This window comes from Lutibacter flavus (genome assembly GCF_900188355.1).
Classification (GTDB): Bacteria; Bacteroidota; Bacteroidia; order Flavobacteriales; family Flavobacteriaceae; genus Lutibacter; species Lutibacter flavus.
In genome coordinates this window covers 332,652-349,778 of the sequence record NZ_FZNX01000003.1, presented here as the reverse complement: position 1 = coordinate 349,778, position 17,127 = coordinate 332,652, and the positions used below count along the sequence as shown (strand labels likewise).

Annotated in this window: 15 protein-coding genes and 2 tRNA genes; 11 read left to right on the top strand and 6 right to left on the bottom strand. The window is 29.4% G+C overall.

Features of this window, described 5'->3' with window-relative positions; all coding sequences use genetic code 11:
- Positions 1 to 10: 10 nt before the first annotated feature.
- From porV to CHB63_RS10510, 4 genes are read left to right on the top strand one after another with little or no spacing between them, the layout of a single operon-like run.
- Positions 11 to 1,147 carry a type IX secretion system outer membrane channel protein PorV gene (porV, locus tag CHB63_RS10525; protein ID WP_089378413.1) on the top strand — a complete coding sequence of 379 codons (1,137 nt, stop codon included), beginning with the start codon at positions 11 to 13 and terminating at the stop codon, positions 1,145 to 1,147.
- A gap of 21 nt (positions 1,148 to 1,168) precedes the next feature.
- Positions 1,169 to 1,651 (top strand): cytidine deaminase, encoded by a 483-nt coding sequence (cdd, locus tag CHB63_RS10520; RefSeq protein ID WP_089378412.1) that lies wholly within the window; start codon positions 1,169 to 1,171, stop codon positions 1,649 to 1,651.
- Positions 1,652 to 1,659: 8 nt separating this feature from the next.
- Entirely contained in the window at positions 1,660 to 2,043 is a 384-nt protein-coding gene (locus CHB63_RS10515) for a group III truncated hemoglobin (protein WP_089378411.1), read from the top strand.
- Positions 2,044 to 2,075: 32 nt separating this feature from the next.
- The gene (locus CHB63_RS10510; protein WP_089378410.1) at positions 2,076 to 3,143 is read left to right on the top strand and encodes a 3-oxoacyl-ACP synthase III family protein; all 1,068 of its coding nucleotides are present in this window, start codon (positions 2,076 to 2,078) and stop codon (positions 3,141 to 3,143) included.
- A gap of 44 nt (positions 3,144 to 3,187) precedes the next feature.
- Here CHB63_RS10510 and CHB63_RS17170 read toward each other — a convergent pair whose 3' ends face one another.
- Positions 3,188 to 3,355: a hypothetical protein gene (locus CHB63_RS17170; protein WP_176420339.1), complete on the bottom strand. Its 168-nt coding sequence runs from the start codon at positions 3,353 to 3,355 to the stop codon at positions 3,188 to 3,190.
- A gap of 179 nt (positions 3,356 to 3,534) precedes the next feature.
- On the opposite strand from CHB63_RS17170, the gene CHB63_RS10505 reads away from it, so the two are divergent.
- Both CHB63_RS10505 and CHB63_RS10500 read left to right on the top strand, forming a co-directional pair.
- Positions 3,535 to 4,338, top strand: a complete 804-nt coding sequence (locus CHB63_RS10505) for a GLPGLI family protein (RefSeq protein ID WP_089378568.1) — start codon at positions 3,535 to 3,537, stop codon at positions 4,336 to 4,338.
- A 31-nt stretch (positions 4,339 to 4,369) separates the two neighbouring features.
- Positions 4,370 to 6,985, top strand: a complete 2,616-nt coding sequence (locus tag CHB63_RS10500) for a carboxypeptidase-like regulatory domain-containing protein (protein ID WP_245856908.1) — start codon at positions 4,370 to 4,372, stop codon at positions 6,983 to 6,985.
- A 249-nt stretch (positions 6,986 to 7,234) separates the two neighbouring features.
- Here the strand turns inward: CHB63_RS10500 and pafA are convergent, their stop codons facing one another.
- Entirely contained in the window at positions 7,235 to 8,920 is a 1,686-nt protein-coding gene (gene pafA / locus CHB63_RS10495) for an alkaline phosphatase PafA (RefSeq protein ID WP_089378408.1), read from the bottom strand.
- 127 nt (positions 8,921 to 9,047) lie between these two features.
- Between pafA and CHB63_RS10490 the strand changes: the two genes are divergently transcribed.
- From CHB63_RS10490 to CHB63_RS10470, 5 genes are all read left to right on the top strand, one after another.
- On the top strand, positions 9,048 to 9,788 hold the full coding sequence (locus CHB63_RS10490; RefSeq protein ID WP_089378407.1) for an MlaE family ABC transporter permease: 741 nt from the start codon (positions 9,048 to 9,050) through the stop codon (positions 9,786 to 9,788).
- Positions 9,788 to 10,555 (top strand): ABC transporter ATP-binding protein, encoded by a 768-nt coding sequence (locus CHB63_RS10485; protein WP_089378406.1) that lies wholly within the window; start codon positions 9,788 to 9,790, stop codon positions 10,553 to 10,555. The genes CHB63_RS10490 and CHB63_RS10485 overlap by 1 nt, the downstream gene beginning before the upstream one ends.
- A 62-nt stretch (positions 10,556 to 10,617) precedes the next feature.
- Positions 10,618 to 10,690, top strand: a tRNA-Lys gene (locus CHB63_RS10480).
- 42 nt (positions 10,691 to 10,732) lie between these two features.
- A tRNA-Tyr gene (locus CHB63_RS10475) sits at positions 10,733 to 10,813 on the top strand.
- A 110-nt stretch (positions 10,814 to 10,923) separates the two neighbouring features.
- A complete protein-coding gene (locus CHB63_RS10470; protein WP_089378405.1) occupies positions 10,924 to 13,335 on the top strand; it encodes a TonB-dependent receptor in 2,412 nt (803 codons plus the stop codon).
- On the opposite strand, the gene CHB63_RS10465 is transcribed toward CHB63_RS10470, so the two are convergent.
- Genes CHB63_RS10465 through CHB63_RS10450 form a run of 4 tightly spaced genes read right to left on the bottom strand, consistent with a single transcriptional unit; the run spans position 13,332 to position 17,127 of the window.
- Positions 13,332 to 14,762 (bottom strand): DUF389 domain-containing protein, encoded by a 1,431-nt coding sequence (locus CHB63_RS10465; protein ID WP_245856905.1) that lies wholly within the window; start codon positions 14,760 to 14,762, stop codon positions 13,332 to 13,334. The genes CHB63_RS10470 and CHB63_RS10465 overlap by 4 nt on opposite strands.
- A gap of 11 nt (positions 14,763 to 14,773) precedes the next feature.
- Positions 14,774 to 15,850: a mannose-1-phosphate guanylyltransferase gene (locus CHB63_RS10460; RefSeq protein ID WP_089378567.1), complete on the bottom strand. Its 1,077-nt coding sequence runs from the start codon at positions 15,848 to 15,850 to the stop codon at positions 14,774 to 14,776.
- A gap of 4 nt (positions 15,851 to 15,854) precedes the next feature.
- A complete protein-coding gene (locus CHB63_RS10455; RefSeq protein WP_089378403.1) occupies positions 15,855 to 16,442 on the bottom strand; it encodes a SprT-like domain-containing protein in 588 nt (195 codons plus the stop codon).
- Between the two features lie 4 nt (positions 16,443 to 16,446).
- Positions 16,447 to 17,127, bottom strand: a complete 681-nt coding sequence (locus CHB63_RS10450; protein WP_089378402.1) for an SDR family NAD(P)-dependent oxidoreductase — start codon at positions 17,125 to 17,127, stop codon at positions 16,447 to 16,449.

Sequence of the window (17,127 nt, the reverse complement as noted above, 5' to 3'; positions counted from 1 at the left end):
AATCCCTTAAATGAAAAAAATAATTTTAGTTTCCCTAACTGTTTTATTTGCATTTTCAAATAGTAACGCCCAAGAAATACCAAATCCAATAACTACAGCAGCACCGTTTCTTTTAATTGCTCCAGATGCAAGAGCAGGAGGAATGGGAGATGTTGGAGTTGCAACTTCTCCAGATTCAAACTCTCAACATTGGAATGCCTCTAAATATGCTTTTATGAAATCGCAATTTACGGTTGGCATTATTTACACTCCTTGGTTAAGAGAACTTACAAATGACGTGTTTTTAGGTGGTTTTACTTTTGCTAACAGAATTGATGAAAGAAGCGCTTGGGCTGCAAGTTTAAAGTATTTTAACCTTGGTCAAATTGATTTAACCGATATAAATGGAGCTCCTGAAGGAACTGAAAAACTGAATGAATTTTCGGTAGATGGCTCTTATTCAATAAAATTAAGTGAAACGTATTCAATGGGTGTAACTTTGCGTTATATTCGATCAGATTTAGGAATAGAATCGGCTAACTCCACAATAAACCCTGTAAATTCTTTTGCTGTTGATATTTCTGGTTATTTTCAATCTGATGAAAAAAATTACGGTGATTTTAACGGTGTTTGGCGAGGTGGATTTAATGTTTCTAACATAGGACCAAAAGTATCTTATTCGGATGATGGACAGGATAATTTTATTCCAACTAATATGAAAGTTGGAGGAGGATTTGATTTTATTTTAGACAATTATAATAAAGTAAGTTTAAATTTAGAGCTTAATAAGTTATTGGTTCCAACACCAAGTATATCAGATGATGGAGAACCTCCATATTCTCAAGATGATGTAAGCTTTTTTAATGGAATATTTTCTTCATTTGGAGATGCTCCAGGTGGTTTTAGCGAAGAGCTTAAAGAGTTTACTTGGGGATTAGGAGCTGAATATTTATATGACAATTCATTTGCCATTAGAGCAGGGTATTTTAATGAGAGTGATATAAAAGGTGCACGAAAGTACTTTACAATCGGATCTGGATTTAACTTTAAAAGTTCTAAATTAGATATTTCATATTTATTTAATGCTTCAGATATCAATAACCCTTTAGAAAATACACTTCGATTCTCATTGTCTTTTGATTTTGGGGATATTTTTGAAGTAAATTAATAGTTAATTAGAAATATTTTAATGAAAAAAGTTGAACTTACAACTAGAATTTCAGTTTATGATTCTATTGCTGAGCTACCAGAAGAAGCTAATGGTTTAATGCTAAAAGCAATTGAAGCAAAAAAGAATGCATATGCGCCTTATTCAAAGTTTAAAGTTGGTGCGGCATTACTTTTAGAGAATGGACTTATAATTACCGGAAATAATCAGGAAAATGCTGCATACCCGTCTGGTATGTGTGCAGAGCGAGTAGCTATTTGGAAAGCATCTTCAGATTATCCAAATATAAAAATTTTAAAATTGGCAATCTCTGCTAGTTCTTCATCTCATATATTAAAAGAACCTATAGCTCCTTGTGGTGGATGCAGACAAACTTTGTCTGAATATGAGCTAAATCAGAAGGAAAAGTTTGAAGTTTATTTTATGGGTGAAGAGGGAAAAATAATTAAAACAGATTCGGTATTAGATTTACTTCCAATTGCATTTGACAAATCTTTTCTATAATTTATTTTATGAAAAAGGACATAGAAGATAGAGCTGATATTTATTTATTGGTTAAAGAGTTTTATGTAAAGTTAATGAATGACGAAATGATGCGTCATTTTTTTATAGATTTTACTCAACCAGAGCTCTTAGAAGAACATTTACAAACACTTGTCGATTTTTGGGAAAACATTCTGTTTTACACTGGTGGGTATCGTAAAAATTCAATGGCTCCTCATCTAAAATTACATCAAAGAAAACCATTCAAGGCAGAACACTTTAAGTGCTGGTTATCAAGCTTTAGCTCTACAGTAGATGAGTTTTTTGAAGGTGAAAATTCACATGCGATAAAGTCACGAGCTCAGTCGATAGCCATCGTAATGGAAATTAAAATTTCAGAGCAGAATTCTTAATACATTTTAAATTTGTTGTATAAAATTTTATAATGAAAATACAATCAGTAATTACAGGAGTTGGAAGCTATATTCCTAGTGTAGTAAAAAAGAATTCAGATTTTAAAAATAGTGTTTTTTTAAACGAAGATGGAACCCCTTTTGAATACGAAAATGAAGTTGTAATAGAAAAGTTTAAGGCGATAACGGGAATAGAGGAAAGGAGATATGCATCAGACGATCTAAATTCATCAGATTTAGGCTATTTTGCTGCTAAACAAGCGATTGAAGATGCTAAAATTAATAAAGAAGATATAGATTACATTATTTTAGCTCATAATTTTGGAGATGTAAAGAGTAATTCTATTCAAAGTGATATGTTGCCGAGTTTAGCCTCAAGAGTTAAATTTAGGCTTGGTATTGAAAATCCAAATTGCGTTGCATACGACATACTTTTTGGTTGTCCAGGTTGGATACAAGGAGTTATTCAAGCCGAAGCTTTTATAAAATCGGGTATAGCAAAAAAATGCTTGGTTATTGGAACAGAAACACTATCAAGAGTTATTGATCCATTTGATAGGGATTCAATGATTTTTTCTGACGGAGCAGGTGCTTGTATTGTTGAAGCTGTTGAAAATGGATTTGAAGGTATTTTAAGTCATGCTGCCCAAACAAATACTGTAGACGAGTGCTATTATTTATATTTCGGAAAATCATATAATAAAAAAGAAAATCAAGATGTTGGCTATATTAAAATGCTTGGACGTAAAATTTATGAATATGGTTTAAATCATGTGCCTTTAGCAATGAAATCGGCACTTGATAAAAGCGGAATAGATATTTCAGAAGTTAAAAAAGTATTTCTTCATCAGGCAAATGAAAAAATGGATGAAGCCATTATTAAACGCTTTTATCGTTTATATAAATCTAAAGTGCCTAAAGATGTTATGCCTATGAGTATATATAAATTAGGAAATAGTTCTGTAGCCACGGTTCCAACTTTACTTGATTTAGTTAAAAGAGGTAAACTAGAAAACCAAGAAATTAATAAAGGAGATGTTGTTATTTTTGCTTCAGTTGGAGCGGGAATGAATATTAATGCTATTGTTTATAGGTATTAAAAATAATTCTTAAAATAAAAAAAGCCCTCAATTGAGGGCTTTTTTTATTTTAATACTTCAAGTATTGCTTTTCCTGTAGAACCATTAGGTTCTGTTATATTTAAAAAGTTTGATATGGTTGGTGTAAAATCACTTGAAGATTTGAATTTAAATTTTAGATACACTAAAATTAAAAATATATTTAGTGGTGCTCTGAAAAGTGGAATTTTCATCAACCTTAATTTATAAATTAATTCCAATGTATTTCTTTAAAGAATTTGTAAATCTTCGTTGTCGGGTTTTAGCTTTAATTGCTCTGAAAATCTTATAATTATATTATAATGTATAAATTCATTATATAGTTATGGAATAATATTTGATGATTAATAAACTTTATTTTAAAAAAGAAACTATGAAAACTCTTTATTTATTTTTATTCTTTACATCAATCAATTTCATTGGTTTTTCACAAAACAAATTGAAAGATGAATTCAATTACAAAATTACTTATAATTTAACTTATAAGCTAGATTCTACTAGTTTAGATAAACCAAAATCGGAATTAATGATTCTCTATCTTGGAGATAATCTTTCTATATTTTCAAGTCGAGCAAAAACATTGGCGAATCCTATAGTGATTAGAGGTAATTCCGGGCACACCTCTAGATTTGCACTAACCAAATTTCATTATGAAATTCTAAAGGATAATCGAACCGATAAATTGTATTACACACTACAAATTCCAAAGATGCAGGACCAATTTTATTATATACAAGATAAAGGTCTATTTAATTGGAAAATATCAGAAGAAACAAAAATTATTAAAGGATATAAAGTTCAAAAAGCCACTACCTCATTTGCAGAGAGAGATTACATCGCCTGGTTCAGCCCTGAAATTCCTATTGCTGAAGGTCCTTACAAGTTTAATGGACTACCAGGTCTAATCCTAGAAATCTCCGATACAGATAACGATTATGTGTTCGAGTTTATTGGGCTCGAAAAAATTACTCCTAAACTTCCATATAAAATCAATCTGAAACAATATGTAAAAACAGAAAAAGAAGAATTGTTAGATCTCTGGCATAGATATCGAAGCGATCCTTTTACTTATGCTAATAACCCCAATATGAAAATTTCTCCCGAAAATCATAAAAAATACTTGAAGTATTGGACGGAAATGTTAAACAAAGAAAATAACCCTCTCGAACTAAAATAATATGAGGAGTTTTAAAACTTATATTTTTTTGATGTTTTCTTTAGTTTTTTTTAAAAACTATTCACAATCTGTAATTTCGGGGGTAATTAATGATGAAAAAGGACAACCATTAAGTGGAGCAACTGTAATTATTAGTAAAAAGACCAGTACTTCTATTTTGGCATATGACATATCAGACACTCAAGGAAAGTTTAAAACTAATGTAAAAGATATAACTGGCTCATTAATATTTAAAGTTTCTTATCTAGGTTATACTACATGGATTAAAAATATTTATAATAAAAAGCAGCAACTTTTGGTTCAATTATTTCCTTCAACGGAAAATCTAAAAGAAGTATTTGTAGAAAGAAAAATTATTGAACAACATGGAGATACACTCAGTTTTTCAGTAGCTGCTTTTAAAGATCAAAAAGATCGTGTGATTGCTGATGTGATAAAAAAAATGCCTGGTATAGAAATTATGCCTAGTGGAGCAATATTATATCAAGGAAAACCTATTCAGAAATATTATATAGAAGGTTTGGATTTGATGGAAGGGCGTTATAATTTGGCTAATGAAAATATTTCTGCAGATGATGTATCTAAAGTACAAATCTTGGAAAACCACCAACCTTTAAAAATTCTTGATAGTTTAGTTTTTTCAGAGCGATCTTCTCTAAATATTAAATTGAAAAAAAAATTAACAATTAGTGGAAATGCAGAGCTTGGAGCAGGATTCTCACCACTACTTTGGAAGGCTAAATTTACGCCAATGTTGTTTTCCAAAAAACGGCAAGCTATAGTAACCTATCAGAGTAACAATACCGGCACCGATATTTCACGTCAAATTTATAATTTTTCAAGTGAAAACACAGGTAATAATATCAGCATAGAAAAAACAAATTGGTTATCTATTACCCAACTTTCTAAACCGCCATTTCTACAAGAACTTTGGTTAGATAATAATGTGCATTTAGCTTCTGTAAATGTTTTACAACAAATTAAAAAGGATGTTATTCTAAAACTAAATGTTTCCTATTTAAATGATTTTCAAAAGCAAAGTGGAAATTCCAACACCCGTTTTTTTACACCTACCGATACCATTAATTTACTAGAAAACAATCAGAATAAGCTATTCACTAGTAACCTTCAGAGTAAACTAATAATTGAAAAGAATACGAAAAGTAATTATATTAAAAATAATTTTGAAGTTAACAAGTATTGGAATTCAAAAAGAGGAATAACACAATTGACAGAAACTAGTTTAGAACAAAATTTAAGCAATCCATTTATTGCTATTCGTAACAAATTACAACTAATTACAACTCTTGGTAAGCAACTAATAGATTTTCAATCTAATATAGGATATACCAAAACCAATCAAGATTTAGAAGTAACCCCAGGTCAATTTTTAAATTTATTAAATAATGGAAAACCATATTCTAAAATTAACCAATTATTAGAATCTACTCGTTTATTTGCCGATAATTCAGCAAGTTTAACAAAGGCATTAAAACAATTTACAATTGCATCAAAAATTGGGTTTTCCATTCAAAACCAGCAATTAAATAGTGATTTAGAAGTGTTTGAAAATAAACAAAATACAGACCTGGATTTTTTAAATCGGCTTGATTTTACAACTTCAAAAGGCTATTTTGAAAACGTAATACAATTTAAAAGCAAGGATGATTTTTGGAAGTTGAGATTAAAAATGCCAATTTCAATGCTACATATTAAATTAGAAGATCAAAACTATTCAAATAACCGAGCTTTAAATCGATTGGTTTTTGAACCCAATTTCTATTTAAAAAAGAAATTAACTGCTTTTTGGGAAACTAGTTTTACTGCTGGATTAAACTATAATTATGGTGACGTTAGTCGTTTGTATTCTGGTTTTATGTTAACGAATTACAGGAATTTAAATCGTTACAATGCTCCAATTTCACAACAAGTTAATCAGATTTATAGAGGAGCTGTATCCTATAGAAACCCTATAAAACAAATTTTTATTAATGGAGCATATTCTTTTTCTCGTACTAAAAACAACTTGCTGTATAAAAATGAAATAGACGAAAATGGTGCTATTATTTTAGAGGCAATAGAAAATGATAATTTTATAAATTATAATAATTATAGCTTGGGAGGAAGTAAATACTTTAAAAAAATAAAAACCACAATTAAACTAAATGCTAGATACAATCAATCAAATCAAGAGCAACTTCTAAATGATACTTTTACAAATGTAGAAAAGAACAATATCCATATGGATGCAAATTTAGATACAGAAATTTTTAGTTGGTTAAGCTTACAATATGTTGCTGCAATTTCAATTTATAAATCATCTTTTGATGAAGTTCAGTTGAGACAGGTAGAAACGAATAAACATGTTTTAAATTTATTCTTTTACTTAACAGATAATCAATATTTAAAGTGTACTAATGAGTATTATCGTAATTCTCTTTCAGAAAAAAATTCTTCTAATTATTTTTTAAATTTTAGTTATCAATACACTTTTAAACAATCAAATATTGATTTAAATTTAAGTTGGAACAATGTTTTAAATACAAATGAATTTGTAAATGTTTATACCAACGAGTTTACGTATGTAGAAAATAGCTACAAACTAAGACCTTCTCAGGTTTTAGCAAGTATTAAATTTTCATTTTAAAGTCAATTAACTTTCAAAAAGTAATAATTAAAGATTTTGATGAAATTTTTAAAAGTCACTCATTCTGTATTTATTTACTCATCTTTTCCTTACTTAAGAGTAAGGAATTCGTGAATCTTCGATTTAAGAATCTCATCTCACGGATAATCAATAATTATGATGAGAACCTGTATTTCTACTGAGCTCAATAACTGGATGCAGAGTTGAAAAACAGGTTGTCAAAAATTTTACTTTTTAAATAGCTTCTAATTATTTTAATACTTCAAGTATTGCTTTTCCTGTAGAACCATTAGGTTCTGTTATATTTAAAAAGTTTGATATGGTTGGTGTAATATCAATAATTGGATAGTATTTATTTGAGCTACCGAAATCAATGTTTGCACCATAAAAAATTAAAGGAACGTGGGTATCATATGCATAACCTGATCCATGTGTGGATCCGGTTTTTGAATAAGAGATAGTTGATGGATTTGGGACAAATAATATATCTCCAGATAATTTTTGGTTATACCCATTTTGAAGTGTTTCCAATATACCAGAAGTAAAACTAGTGGTTTGTAAAGTATGAGCTGTTACGGTTTTATAAACATTCTCAAAAGAAATAATTTCATCAGCAATGGTTTGAGATACTTTATGAATGTCAAGATTTAATTGCTTAATTTTTTCCTTATTCAAGAAAATTTGGTAGTTAGATATATCTTCAATTAACTCTTTAGAATTAAAATATTCCAAAGTAATGTTATTTACAAATTCTTCAAATTTATCATTATCAAAATACCCTCCTGGAATTTTTAAGGAGTTTAAATAAGATGGTACCTGAACTGCAGCGTGATCGGCTGTTAAGAAAATAGTGTAATTATTTTCTCCAACTTCAGCATCTAAATAATTTAATAAACGTTCTAAATCTTTATCTAATCTAATATAAGTATCTTCTAACTCTTTAGCATTAACACCAAATTGATGACCTACATAGTCGGTACTGGAATAACTAATTGCTAAAAAATCGGTAAAATTTCCTTTTCCCAGATTTTCGCCTTTTATAGCTGCTTCAACAAAATCGGTTGTAATTGTATTACCCGATGGAACTGCTTTTAAAAGACTGTAATTTCCATTTAGTTTTCGTAATTCAGCTAAATTATATGGAAAAGTTGGCGTGGTTTTTCCTTCAAATAAACCTTCAAATTTGTTGTTGTCTGGCAAAGTTTCGGTATATGTTGAAATATTATAGTAGGTATTCCAAGTTTCATTTAAATAGCCATTTGCTTTTCCAGAATTGTTAAAATCATTCACCCAATTCGGTAATTCATTCATATAAAAAGTACTTGAAATAAATTTCCCTTCATCTCCACCTTCAAACCAGTAAGCGGCATCTGCAGTATGCCCCGCAGGTAAAATGGCTGATCTATCTTTTATGGCAATACCAATAGATTTTCCCTGCATATTTTGAGCTAATTTTAACTGATCGGTTACAGTTGTTGTTAGCATTTTATGAGGAGATTTTTTCCCTCCAGTTTGAGCTCCAATAGTTTCGTAATTGGCATCATCTACACAGTAAATTGATTTTTTTTCGTATTTATCGTACCAATTATTTGATATAATTCCGTGATTAACTGGAGTTGTTCCAGTATAAATTGAAGTATGTCCAACTGCCGTATAAGTTGGTATGTAATTATAATGAACATTTTTTAAATTATAACCTTCATTCATTAACTTTTTAAAACCACCTTCACCGTATTTGTTGTAAAATTTGATTAAATAATCGTATCGCATTTGATCTACCACAATACCTACAATTAATTTTGGATTTTTTTGAAGTTTTGATTGAAAGGTTTTTGTTGAGCTTTCAATAGGTGTACTTGTAGTTGATTCGGCTTTTATAGCTATGCATTGCGTTAAAGTAAAACTAACTAACAGGATTATAAATAATTTTTTCATTTTAAATATTTTTTGTAATAAATAAGATGTTCCAAAAATACTAATTTTTTATTCGGCCATATGAATTTTATGTTACAAATAGATTAATCGTAGTTTTAATTTAATATTTTAGCAAAAAGAAAATTAAATGAATTACTTAAAGCATATAGGAAAGTATTTTATTATGCTAAAACAAGTTTTTAAAAAACCACAGAAGTGGTCTGTTTTTAGAGAAATGTTTTTTAGAGAAATTGAAGATTTAGGTTTGAAATCCTTAGGGATAATTGCATTTATTTCCTTTTTTGTTGGAGGTGTTGTAGCTATCCAAACAGCTTTAAATGTTGATAGCCCATTTATTCCAAAATACTTAATTGGTTTTGCAACAAAACGATCTGTAATTTTAGAATTTGCACCAACTTTTATGTCAGTTATTTTAGCAGGAAAAGTAGGCTCATATATATCTTCAAGTATAGGTACAATGCGTGTTACTGAACAAATAGATGCATTAGAGGTAATGGGTATTAATTCCTTAAATTACTTGGTTTTGCCTAAAATAATGGCGACCTTATTATTTTATCCATTGTTAATAATATTAGCTATGTTTTTAGGGATATATGGAGGTTATGTTGCTGGATTATTAACAGGTAAGTTTTTTAGTGAAGATTATATTTATGGTGTTCAATTAGACTTTGATCCTTACTTTGTTAAATACGCCTTAATAAAAACGCTTGTTTTTGCATTTGTAATTGCAACCATACCTGCTTATCATGGTTATTATGTTAAAGGAGGCTCTTTAGAGGTGGGAAGGGCAAGTACACAGGCTGTTGTTTGGACAAGTGTTGTGATAATTTTATTGAATTATTTCTTAACTCAAATGCTTTTAGGTTAATGATTGAAGTAAAAGATTTATATAAAGAATTTAATGGTGTTCCTGTTTTGAAAGGTATTTCAACAACTTTTGAAAAAGGGAAAACCAGTATGATTATTGGTCAGAGTGGATCCGGTAAAACAGTATTTTTAAAATGTTTAGTTGGTTTGCATGTGCCAGAAAGCGGATTAATTTGTTTTGATGGAAGAAAACATACCGAACTGGATATAAAGCAGCGTAGGCAATTGAGAAAAGAAATTGGAATGGTATTTCAAGGAGGTGCATTGTATGATTCTTTAACAGTTGAAGAAAATATAATGTTTCCTTTAAAAATGTTTACTAGGGATTCTTATTCAGATATGTTAAAACGAGTAAATTTTGTATTGGATAGAGTTAATTTAGTTAATGCAAATAAAAAATTTCCTGCAGAGATATCAGGAGGAATGCAAAAAAGAGTTTCAATTGCCAGAGCAATTGTAATGAATCCAAAATATCTTTTTTGCGATGAACCTAATTCAGGATTAGATCCAAATACTGCAACTGTAATTGATAATTTAATTCAGGAAATAACAAAAGAATATCAAATGATTACCGTAATAAACTCCCACGATATGAATTCGGTAATGGAAATTGGAGAAAAAATAGTTTTTTTAAAAGACGGTGTAAAAGCGTGGGAAGGATCGAATAAAGAGATATTTAAAACTGAAAATGAGGCAATTGTGAATTTTGTTTATTCTTCTAATTTATTTAAGAAAGTCAGAGAAGCATATTTAAATGAAACAAAATAAAAAAGAAGTTTGTTTTTTTAAAATATACCTTTATATTTGCACCCGCTAAAAAGGAAAAAAGCGACCTGGTAGCTCAGTTGGTAGAGCACCTCCCTTTTAAGGAGGTGGTCCTGGGTTCGAGCCCCAGCCAGGTCACAAAAAGCTTCTCGTTATTGGGAAGTTTTTTATTTAAATTTTGGTGAGATACTCAAGTGGCCAACGAGGGCAGACTGTAAATCTGCTGCGCAAGCTTCGAAGGTTCGAATCCTTCTCTCACCACAAAAACCTCAAACAAAAGTTTGAGGTTTTTTTTTGAGCAATTCAAAATGTTTAATGAAAACAATAAATAATTAAACAAAAATAGTATATTTGCTAAATAATTTCTAGAAATGAAAAAATTAATAACTGCACTGCTCCTTCTTTTTTTAAATATAATAGTAGTATTCTCACAAAATATAGGAACTATTAAAGGGAAAGTAATTGATGCGCAAACAAGGGAAAGTTTACCTTTTGTAAGTATTATTGTAGAGGGAACTGCAATAGGCAACAGTTCTGAGGAAAATGGTGAGTTTACAATTAAAAATGTACCGTTGGGTTATGTTAAAGTAGCTGTTTCATTTTTAGGATATCAAACAGTGCTTTCAGACGATTATTTGGTTACAATTGACAAAACGCCCTTTATTTTAATAGCGTTATCTCAAAGTAATGAACAATTGGATGAAATTGTTGTACAAAGCAAATTATTTAAGAAATCAATTGAAAGTCCGGTATCAGTTCAATCTTTAGGTATTGCAGAAATAGAAAAAAACCCTGGAGGAAATAGAGATATTTTAAAAGTATTGCAATCGTTGCCAGGTGTTGCTTCAAACCCAAGTTTTAGAAACGATATTATTATTAGAGGTGGTGCGCCTTCAGAAAATAAATTTTATTTAGATGGTGTAGAAGTACCAGTAATAAATCATTTTCAAACGCAAGGCTCTTCTGGTGGTCCGGTTGGTATTATTAATGCAGATTTAATTAGAAAAGTAGATTTTTTTACAAGTGCTTTTTCAGCAAGTGAAGGAAATGCTTTAAGTTCTATTATTGAGTTTACACAGAAGGATGGAAACCCGGAAAAGTTAAATACTAGAGTTACTTTGGGTACTTCTGATGCCGGAATAACCTTTGATGGTCCATTGGGTTCAAAAACTACTTTTATTGCTTCTGTACGTCAATCTTACTTACAGTTTTTATTCAAGTTAATAAAATTGCCTTTTTTACCAACTTACAACGATTTTCAATTTAAAGTAAAACATCAACTAACATCAAACAGTGAGATTTCTTTAATAGGTTTGGGAGCTATTGATAATTTTGAATTAAATGAAGAGGTAAATGATAATATTACTGATGAAGAAACTTTGAAAAGAAATAGATATGCTTTAAGTAATATTCCTATTCAAGAGCAATGGAATTATACCGTTGGAGCGGTTTACAGACATTTCGGAGAAAATAGTATGAAAGAAATTATTTTAAGTAGAAATGTTTGGAATAATAATGCGAAAAAATATTTTAATAATACAAACAGTCCAAACGATTTATTATTGGATTACTCTTCAAAAGAAATAGAAAATAAATTGCGTTTTGAAAACACTTCGACATTAAAAAATAATTATAAGTTAAATGTTGGGATAGGTTTGGAAAATGCAACGTATACAAATAGTACTTTTCAGCAGTTGGCAATTTCAGATGGAGTACAGGAAATAGATTTTTCCTCAAAATTATCTATGTTGAAATATAATTTATTTGGACAAATTTCTAAAAAATATTTGAATGCTAACTTAGGCATTTCTATTGGGGTTAGATTTGATGCTTTGGATTATAATAGTGAAATGAAAAATCCTTTAAATCAATTTTCTCCAAGAGTTTCTTTGTCTTATAAATTAAGCGAAAAAATAAGTTTAAATGCTTCAACAGGTATTTATAATCAACTACCAGCATATACAATTTTGGGGTATAGAAATAATTTAAATGAATTGGTAAATAGAAATAACGGATTAAAATTTATTGAAGCTACTCATTATGTTTCTGGTTTTGAAATGAATCCAAATGCTACTTCAAAAATTTCATTGGAAGGTTTTTATAAAACATACAAAAACTATCCTTTTTCGGTAAGAGATCAAATTAGTTTGGCAAATTTAGGTTCCGATTTTGGAGTTATTGGTAACGAGGAGGTAACATCTACATCTAAAGGAAGGTCTTATGGAATTGAGTTGTTAGCGCAAAAGAAATCTTACAATGGTTTGTATGGAATCCTTTCTTATACGTATGTTAAAAGTGAATTTAAAGACAAACAAGAGAACTACATTTCTTCTTCTTGGGATAATCGTCATTTATTATCTATAACAGGTGGTAAAAAATTGAAAAAAAACTGGGAAATAGGAGGTAAGTTTAGACTTGTTGGTGGACAACCTTATACGCCATATGATTTTGAAGCGTCTTCAATAATTGCAAATTATGATGTTTCAAACAGCGGAATACTAAATTATGATAAACTAAATACAGAACGTTTTAAAACTTACCATCAATTAGATATTCGTATTGATAAAACTTGGTACTGGGAAAAGCTTTCATTTAATTTTTATGTAGATATTCAAAACTTATATAAAAGTGAGTTTACATCACAATCGTATTTAATTCCTTTACAAGATGAAAATGGAAATAACACGATAAATCAATCAGACGCTACAAAATATAACCTTGAAGAAATAGAAAATTCTTCAGGAAATATGTTTCCGAGATTTGGTGTAATTTTAGACTTTTAGTTGTTATTTAACTGGAGCGTGTCAAGATTTAAACGAGTTTTAAGCCACTTTTGCAATAATAACTGTTGATTAGTTATATTTGGAACAGTATCGTGCCATTTGGCATTAAAAACGGTGATTGTATCTACTGTATTAAAATTAGTACGTACTAGTTTTGCATAACTTAAATTAGCCAATCCATTATAGTTTATTTGGGCCTCTTTACTTATTTGAACAAAAGGAATTTGGTTTTTTTCATATTTTGATAATTGAGTTGTTAATAATTTAATTTTATCCTCTTTTTCTTTTACAGTTTCATCTCTTGAAGAAATTATTTTTTGATTTTGAACGTATAAATCGGATAGGTTTTTTACTTCGCTTCTTAAGTCAGAATCGTCAGCTCCTTGATGAACAATTAATTTAGTAGTTTGCAAACCATATTCAGGAAGTTTAGCATTCCATTTAGCTAGATCTTCAGTAGAAAGCTTGTTTCCATAAACAACAATATTTATAGTTTTATTATCATAATTAATATTATCAGCCTCTTCATCAATAATACTAATTCCACTTTCTTTAATATCATCAATTAAATTTTGAGCGGATTGTCTATATTGATTTTCTTGTAACAGATTAAAAAACATATAAATACTGCCAGAAAACACTAAAAGGGCAACAAAAGAAGCTGTTCTGGCAATTCGTTTTCTTTTAGTTGAATTAATATATTTAAGCATAGGAAATCGTAAAAACTTTACAATTACAAAGGTTGCCAACGCAATAAAAATGGTGTTAATTGTAAACAAAAACATTGCTCCGCCAAAATAACTTAAATTCCAAGTTGCAAGCCCATAACCTGCTGTACATAGAGGAGGCATTAATGCAGTTGCAATTGCAACACCTGCAATAGTATTAGTTTGTTTACTTCGTCTGCTAAGTGCAATTATTAACGCTAAACCACCAGCAATTGCAATAAAAACATCTCGAACATCAGGAGCTGTTCTAGCCAATAATTCAGGAGTTTCATTTCTAAAAATTGGAATTAAAAAGAAGAAAAATGAAGTGGCTAAACTTAAACCAACCATAACTCCTAAGTTAATAAGAGATCGTCTTAACGTATCAATATCATTAATACCAATAGATAATCCAACACCTAAAATGGGTCCCATTAAAGGTGATATTAGCATTGCTCCAATAACTACTGCAGTTGAACTTACATTTAATCCTATCGAGGCAATTAAAATTGAAAAAACCAATACCCAGGCCGTATGGCCTTTCATAGAAATGTTTTCTTTTATATCTTCAATAGTACCTTTTTTATCTGTATCTTTTCTAATATCAAGTAATTCAATAATAAATTGTCTGATACTTTGCCAAACACCTTTAAAGTCATTAACAGTAGACTTTTCTGGGTTTGTAAATTCAGTTTCTTGATTTGTATTTTCAGTTTCCATCATTTAATTTTTTAAACAAATTCATTTCCAAATTTTAATTTAACATCTTCGGTTATTTGTTTTATTTCTTGCTCTTTATCTTTTGGACAAATAAGTAATACATCTTCTTTTTCAATAATAATAAAATTGCTTAACCCTTGTATTACAACTCTTTTTCCGCTTTGAGTTCTAATAATATTATTTGCTGCATCTCTAAAAATAACATTCCCACTAACAGTTGCATTTTCATTTTCATCTTTATTTAATTTATTATAAAGAGATCCCCAAGTGCCAAGATCATTCCATCCAAAATCAACTGGCAAAACAAATACATTAGCTACTTTTTCCATGATTCCAAAATCTATGGAGATATTTTGTGATGAGGCATAATTATTTTCTATAAAATTAACTTCTTTAGGAGTGTTATAATCTTTTTCGCCTTTTGAAAAAAGTTCAAACATTTCTGGTAAATGATTTTTAAATGCCTTTAGAATGCTTTTTACACTCCATACAAAAATGCCCGCGTTCCAAAGGTAATCGCCGCTTTTAATAAATTCTTTCGCAGTTTCTAAATTTGGTTTTTCTTTAAAACTTGCTACTTTTTTGATAGTATCTTCAGAGTTTTTATATTGAATATAGCCAAATCCAGTATTTGGTTCCGTTGGTTTTATCCCAAGGGTCATTAATGCATCTTTATCTTCACAAAAATCAAAAGAAGTTTGAACGTTATTTAAAAATTCTGTTTCATTTTCAATAAAATGATCCGATGGAGCAACTATCATTATTCCATTTGGGTTTTCGTTAAAAATTTTTAAAGCGCTATATAAAATGCAAGGTGCTGTATTTCGCATTGCAGGTTCTAATAGCAATTGTTTAGATGAAGCTTTTGGAAGCTGTTCCAAAACCAATGCTTCGTATTCCTTATTAGTTGCAATAAGTATATTTTTTGAAGGGATTAAGTTTTCAAACCTATTAAAAGTTTGTTGAATTAACGTTTCTCCAGTACCCAACATATCATGAAATTGCTTTGGGAATTTACGCGTACTTATTGGCCAAAACCTAGATCCTATTCCTCCAGCCATTATAACTGCGTAATAATTTTTATTCATAATACTATAATTTATCAATTTCAGCGTTTTGATTGAATAAATAGGTTCGTTTACTACTTAATTCAATGCACTCAAATCTTGTTCTTCTTAAATTTCCTTTTTTGTAAATTTTATTTTTAAATATAAAATTACTCCCGCAAGCTATCTCAAAGATAAAACTCTTTTCTGAATTTTCGTCGAATTGCTTTAAAGCATAGGTGAGTGATACATCTGATCCGGTGCTTGCTTTTGGATTTTTAAGATAATTTGCTAATAAAGGTAATATATTTTCAGGATAAATAGTAGGATTTATAAAAGGCAACATCAAATGTTGAAAGTTTCTTTTCCATTCAATACCATGTGGTTTAACTCGGTTATTTTGCTTAAAAGTAACAAAATGTGCAATTTCATGAATTAGAGTTAATAAAAACTGATATTGATTCAGATTATTATTAATAGTAATTTGAAATCTACGATTTGTAGTTCTTTTAAAGTCTCCGTGTTTTGTGCTTCGTTCATTAACAATTTTTATTTCTAAAGGATGTTCTGTAATAATTTCATCAACATATTCAACCGCATTTTCCGGGAGGTATTTGGCAAGCTTTTTAATCATAAAATTAAGGGGTTGTTGAAGAAACCTGAATTATTTTTCCATTTTGAAATTTATGCCCATTTATAGCAAAATTATAAATATAACTCGCCATTTCTTTAGCTGAAACTGGAGCTTTATAACCTGGAAAAGCCTCTTCTAACATTTCGGTTTGTACAGCACCTAAAGCTAAGGCATTAAAAGAAATTTGTTCATCTTTATATTCTTCAGCTAATACTTCTGTTAATGTTAATAAGGCACCTTTTGAGGAGCTATAAGCTGCCAATCCTGGAAATTTCATACTTCCTTGAATACCTCCAATGCTGCTAATATTTACAACGTGACTTCGTTTTGATAAAAATGGAAGTATTTTATTTGTTAATTCGGCAACTGCAAATACATTTACTTGGTACACTTCCAAAAAATCTTTGGTTGAAAGTTTATTAAATGGTTTGCTAATTAATTTACCAGCATTATTAATTAAAATATCTACACTTTTCCAATTTTCAGAAACAAAAGATGTTACTTTTTTTAAATCTTCCTCCGATAAAAGATCAACTGATATTGTTGAGATATTTTTAAGGTTGAGTTTATTTAATGGTTTAGAATTTCTTGATAAAGCCAAAACTTGGTAATTGTTTTTAGCAAATAGCTGTGCCAATTCAAAACCAATTCCTCTGCTGGTTCCTGTAATAATTACGTTTTTCAT

Bases quoted from the DNA above. Each gene is read 5' to 3' on its own strand.
- porV (WP_089378413.1), top strand. From the start codon at position 11: ATGAAAAAAATAATTTTAGTTTCCCTAACTGTTTTATTTGCATTTTCA.
- cdd (WP_089378412.1), top strand. From the start codon at position 1,169: ATGAAAAAAGTTGAACTTACAACTAGAATTTCAGTTTATGATTCTATT.
- CHB63_RS10515 (WP_089378411.1), top strand. From the start codon at position 1,660: ATGAAAAAGGACATAGAAGATAGAGCTGATATTTATTTATTGGTTAAA.
- CHB63_RS10510 (WP_089378410.1), top strand. From the start codon at position 2,076: ATGAAAATACAATCAGTAATTACAGGAGTTGGAAGCTATATTCCTAGT.
- CHB63_RS17170 (WP_176420339.1), bottom strand. From the start codon at position 3,355: ATGAAAATTCCACTTTTCAGAGCACCACTAAATATATTTTTAATTTTA.
- CHB63_RS10505 (WP_089378568.1), top strand. From the start codon at position 3,535: ATGAAAACTCTTTATTTATTTTTATTCTTTACATCAATCAATTTCATT.
- CHB63_RS10500 (WP_245856908.1), top strand. From the start codon at position 4,370: ATGTTTTCTTTAGTTTTTTTTAAAAACTATTCACAATCTGTAATTTCG.
- pafA (WP_089378408.1), bottom strand. From the start codon at position 8,920: ATGAAAAAATTATTTATAATCCTGTTAGTTAGTTTTACTTTAACGCAA.
- CHB63_RS10490 (WP_089378407.1), top strand. From the start codon at position 9,048: ATGAATTACTTAAAGCATATAGGAAAGTATTTTATTATGCTAAAACAA.
- CHB63_RS10485 (WP_089378406.1), top strand. From the start codon at position 9,788: ATGATTGAAGTAAAAGATTTATATAAAGAATTTAATGGTGTTCCTGTT.
- CHB63_RS10470 (WP_089378405.1), top strand. From the start codon at position 10,924: ATGAAAAAATTAATAACTGCACTGCTCCTTCTTTTTTTAAATATAATA.
- CHB63_RS10465 (WP_245856905.1), bottom strand. From the start codon at position 14,762: ATGGAAACTGAAAATACAAATCAAGAAACTGAATTTACAAACCCAGAA.
- CHB63_RS10460 (WP_089378567.1), bottom strand. From the start codon at position 15,850: ATGAATAAAAATTATTACGCAGTTATAATGGCTGGAGGAATAGGATCT.
- CHB63_RS10455 (WP_089378403.1), bottom strand. From the start codon at position 16,442: ATGATTAAAAAGCTTGCCAAATACCTCCCGGAAAATGCGGTTGAATAT.
- CHB63_RS10450 (WP_089378402.1), bottom strand. From the start codon at position 17,127: ATGAAAAACGTAATTATTACAGGAACCAGCAGAGGAATTGGTTTTGAA.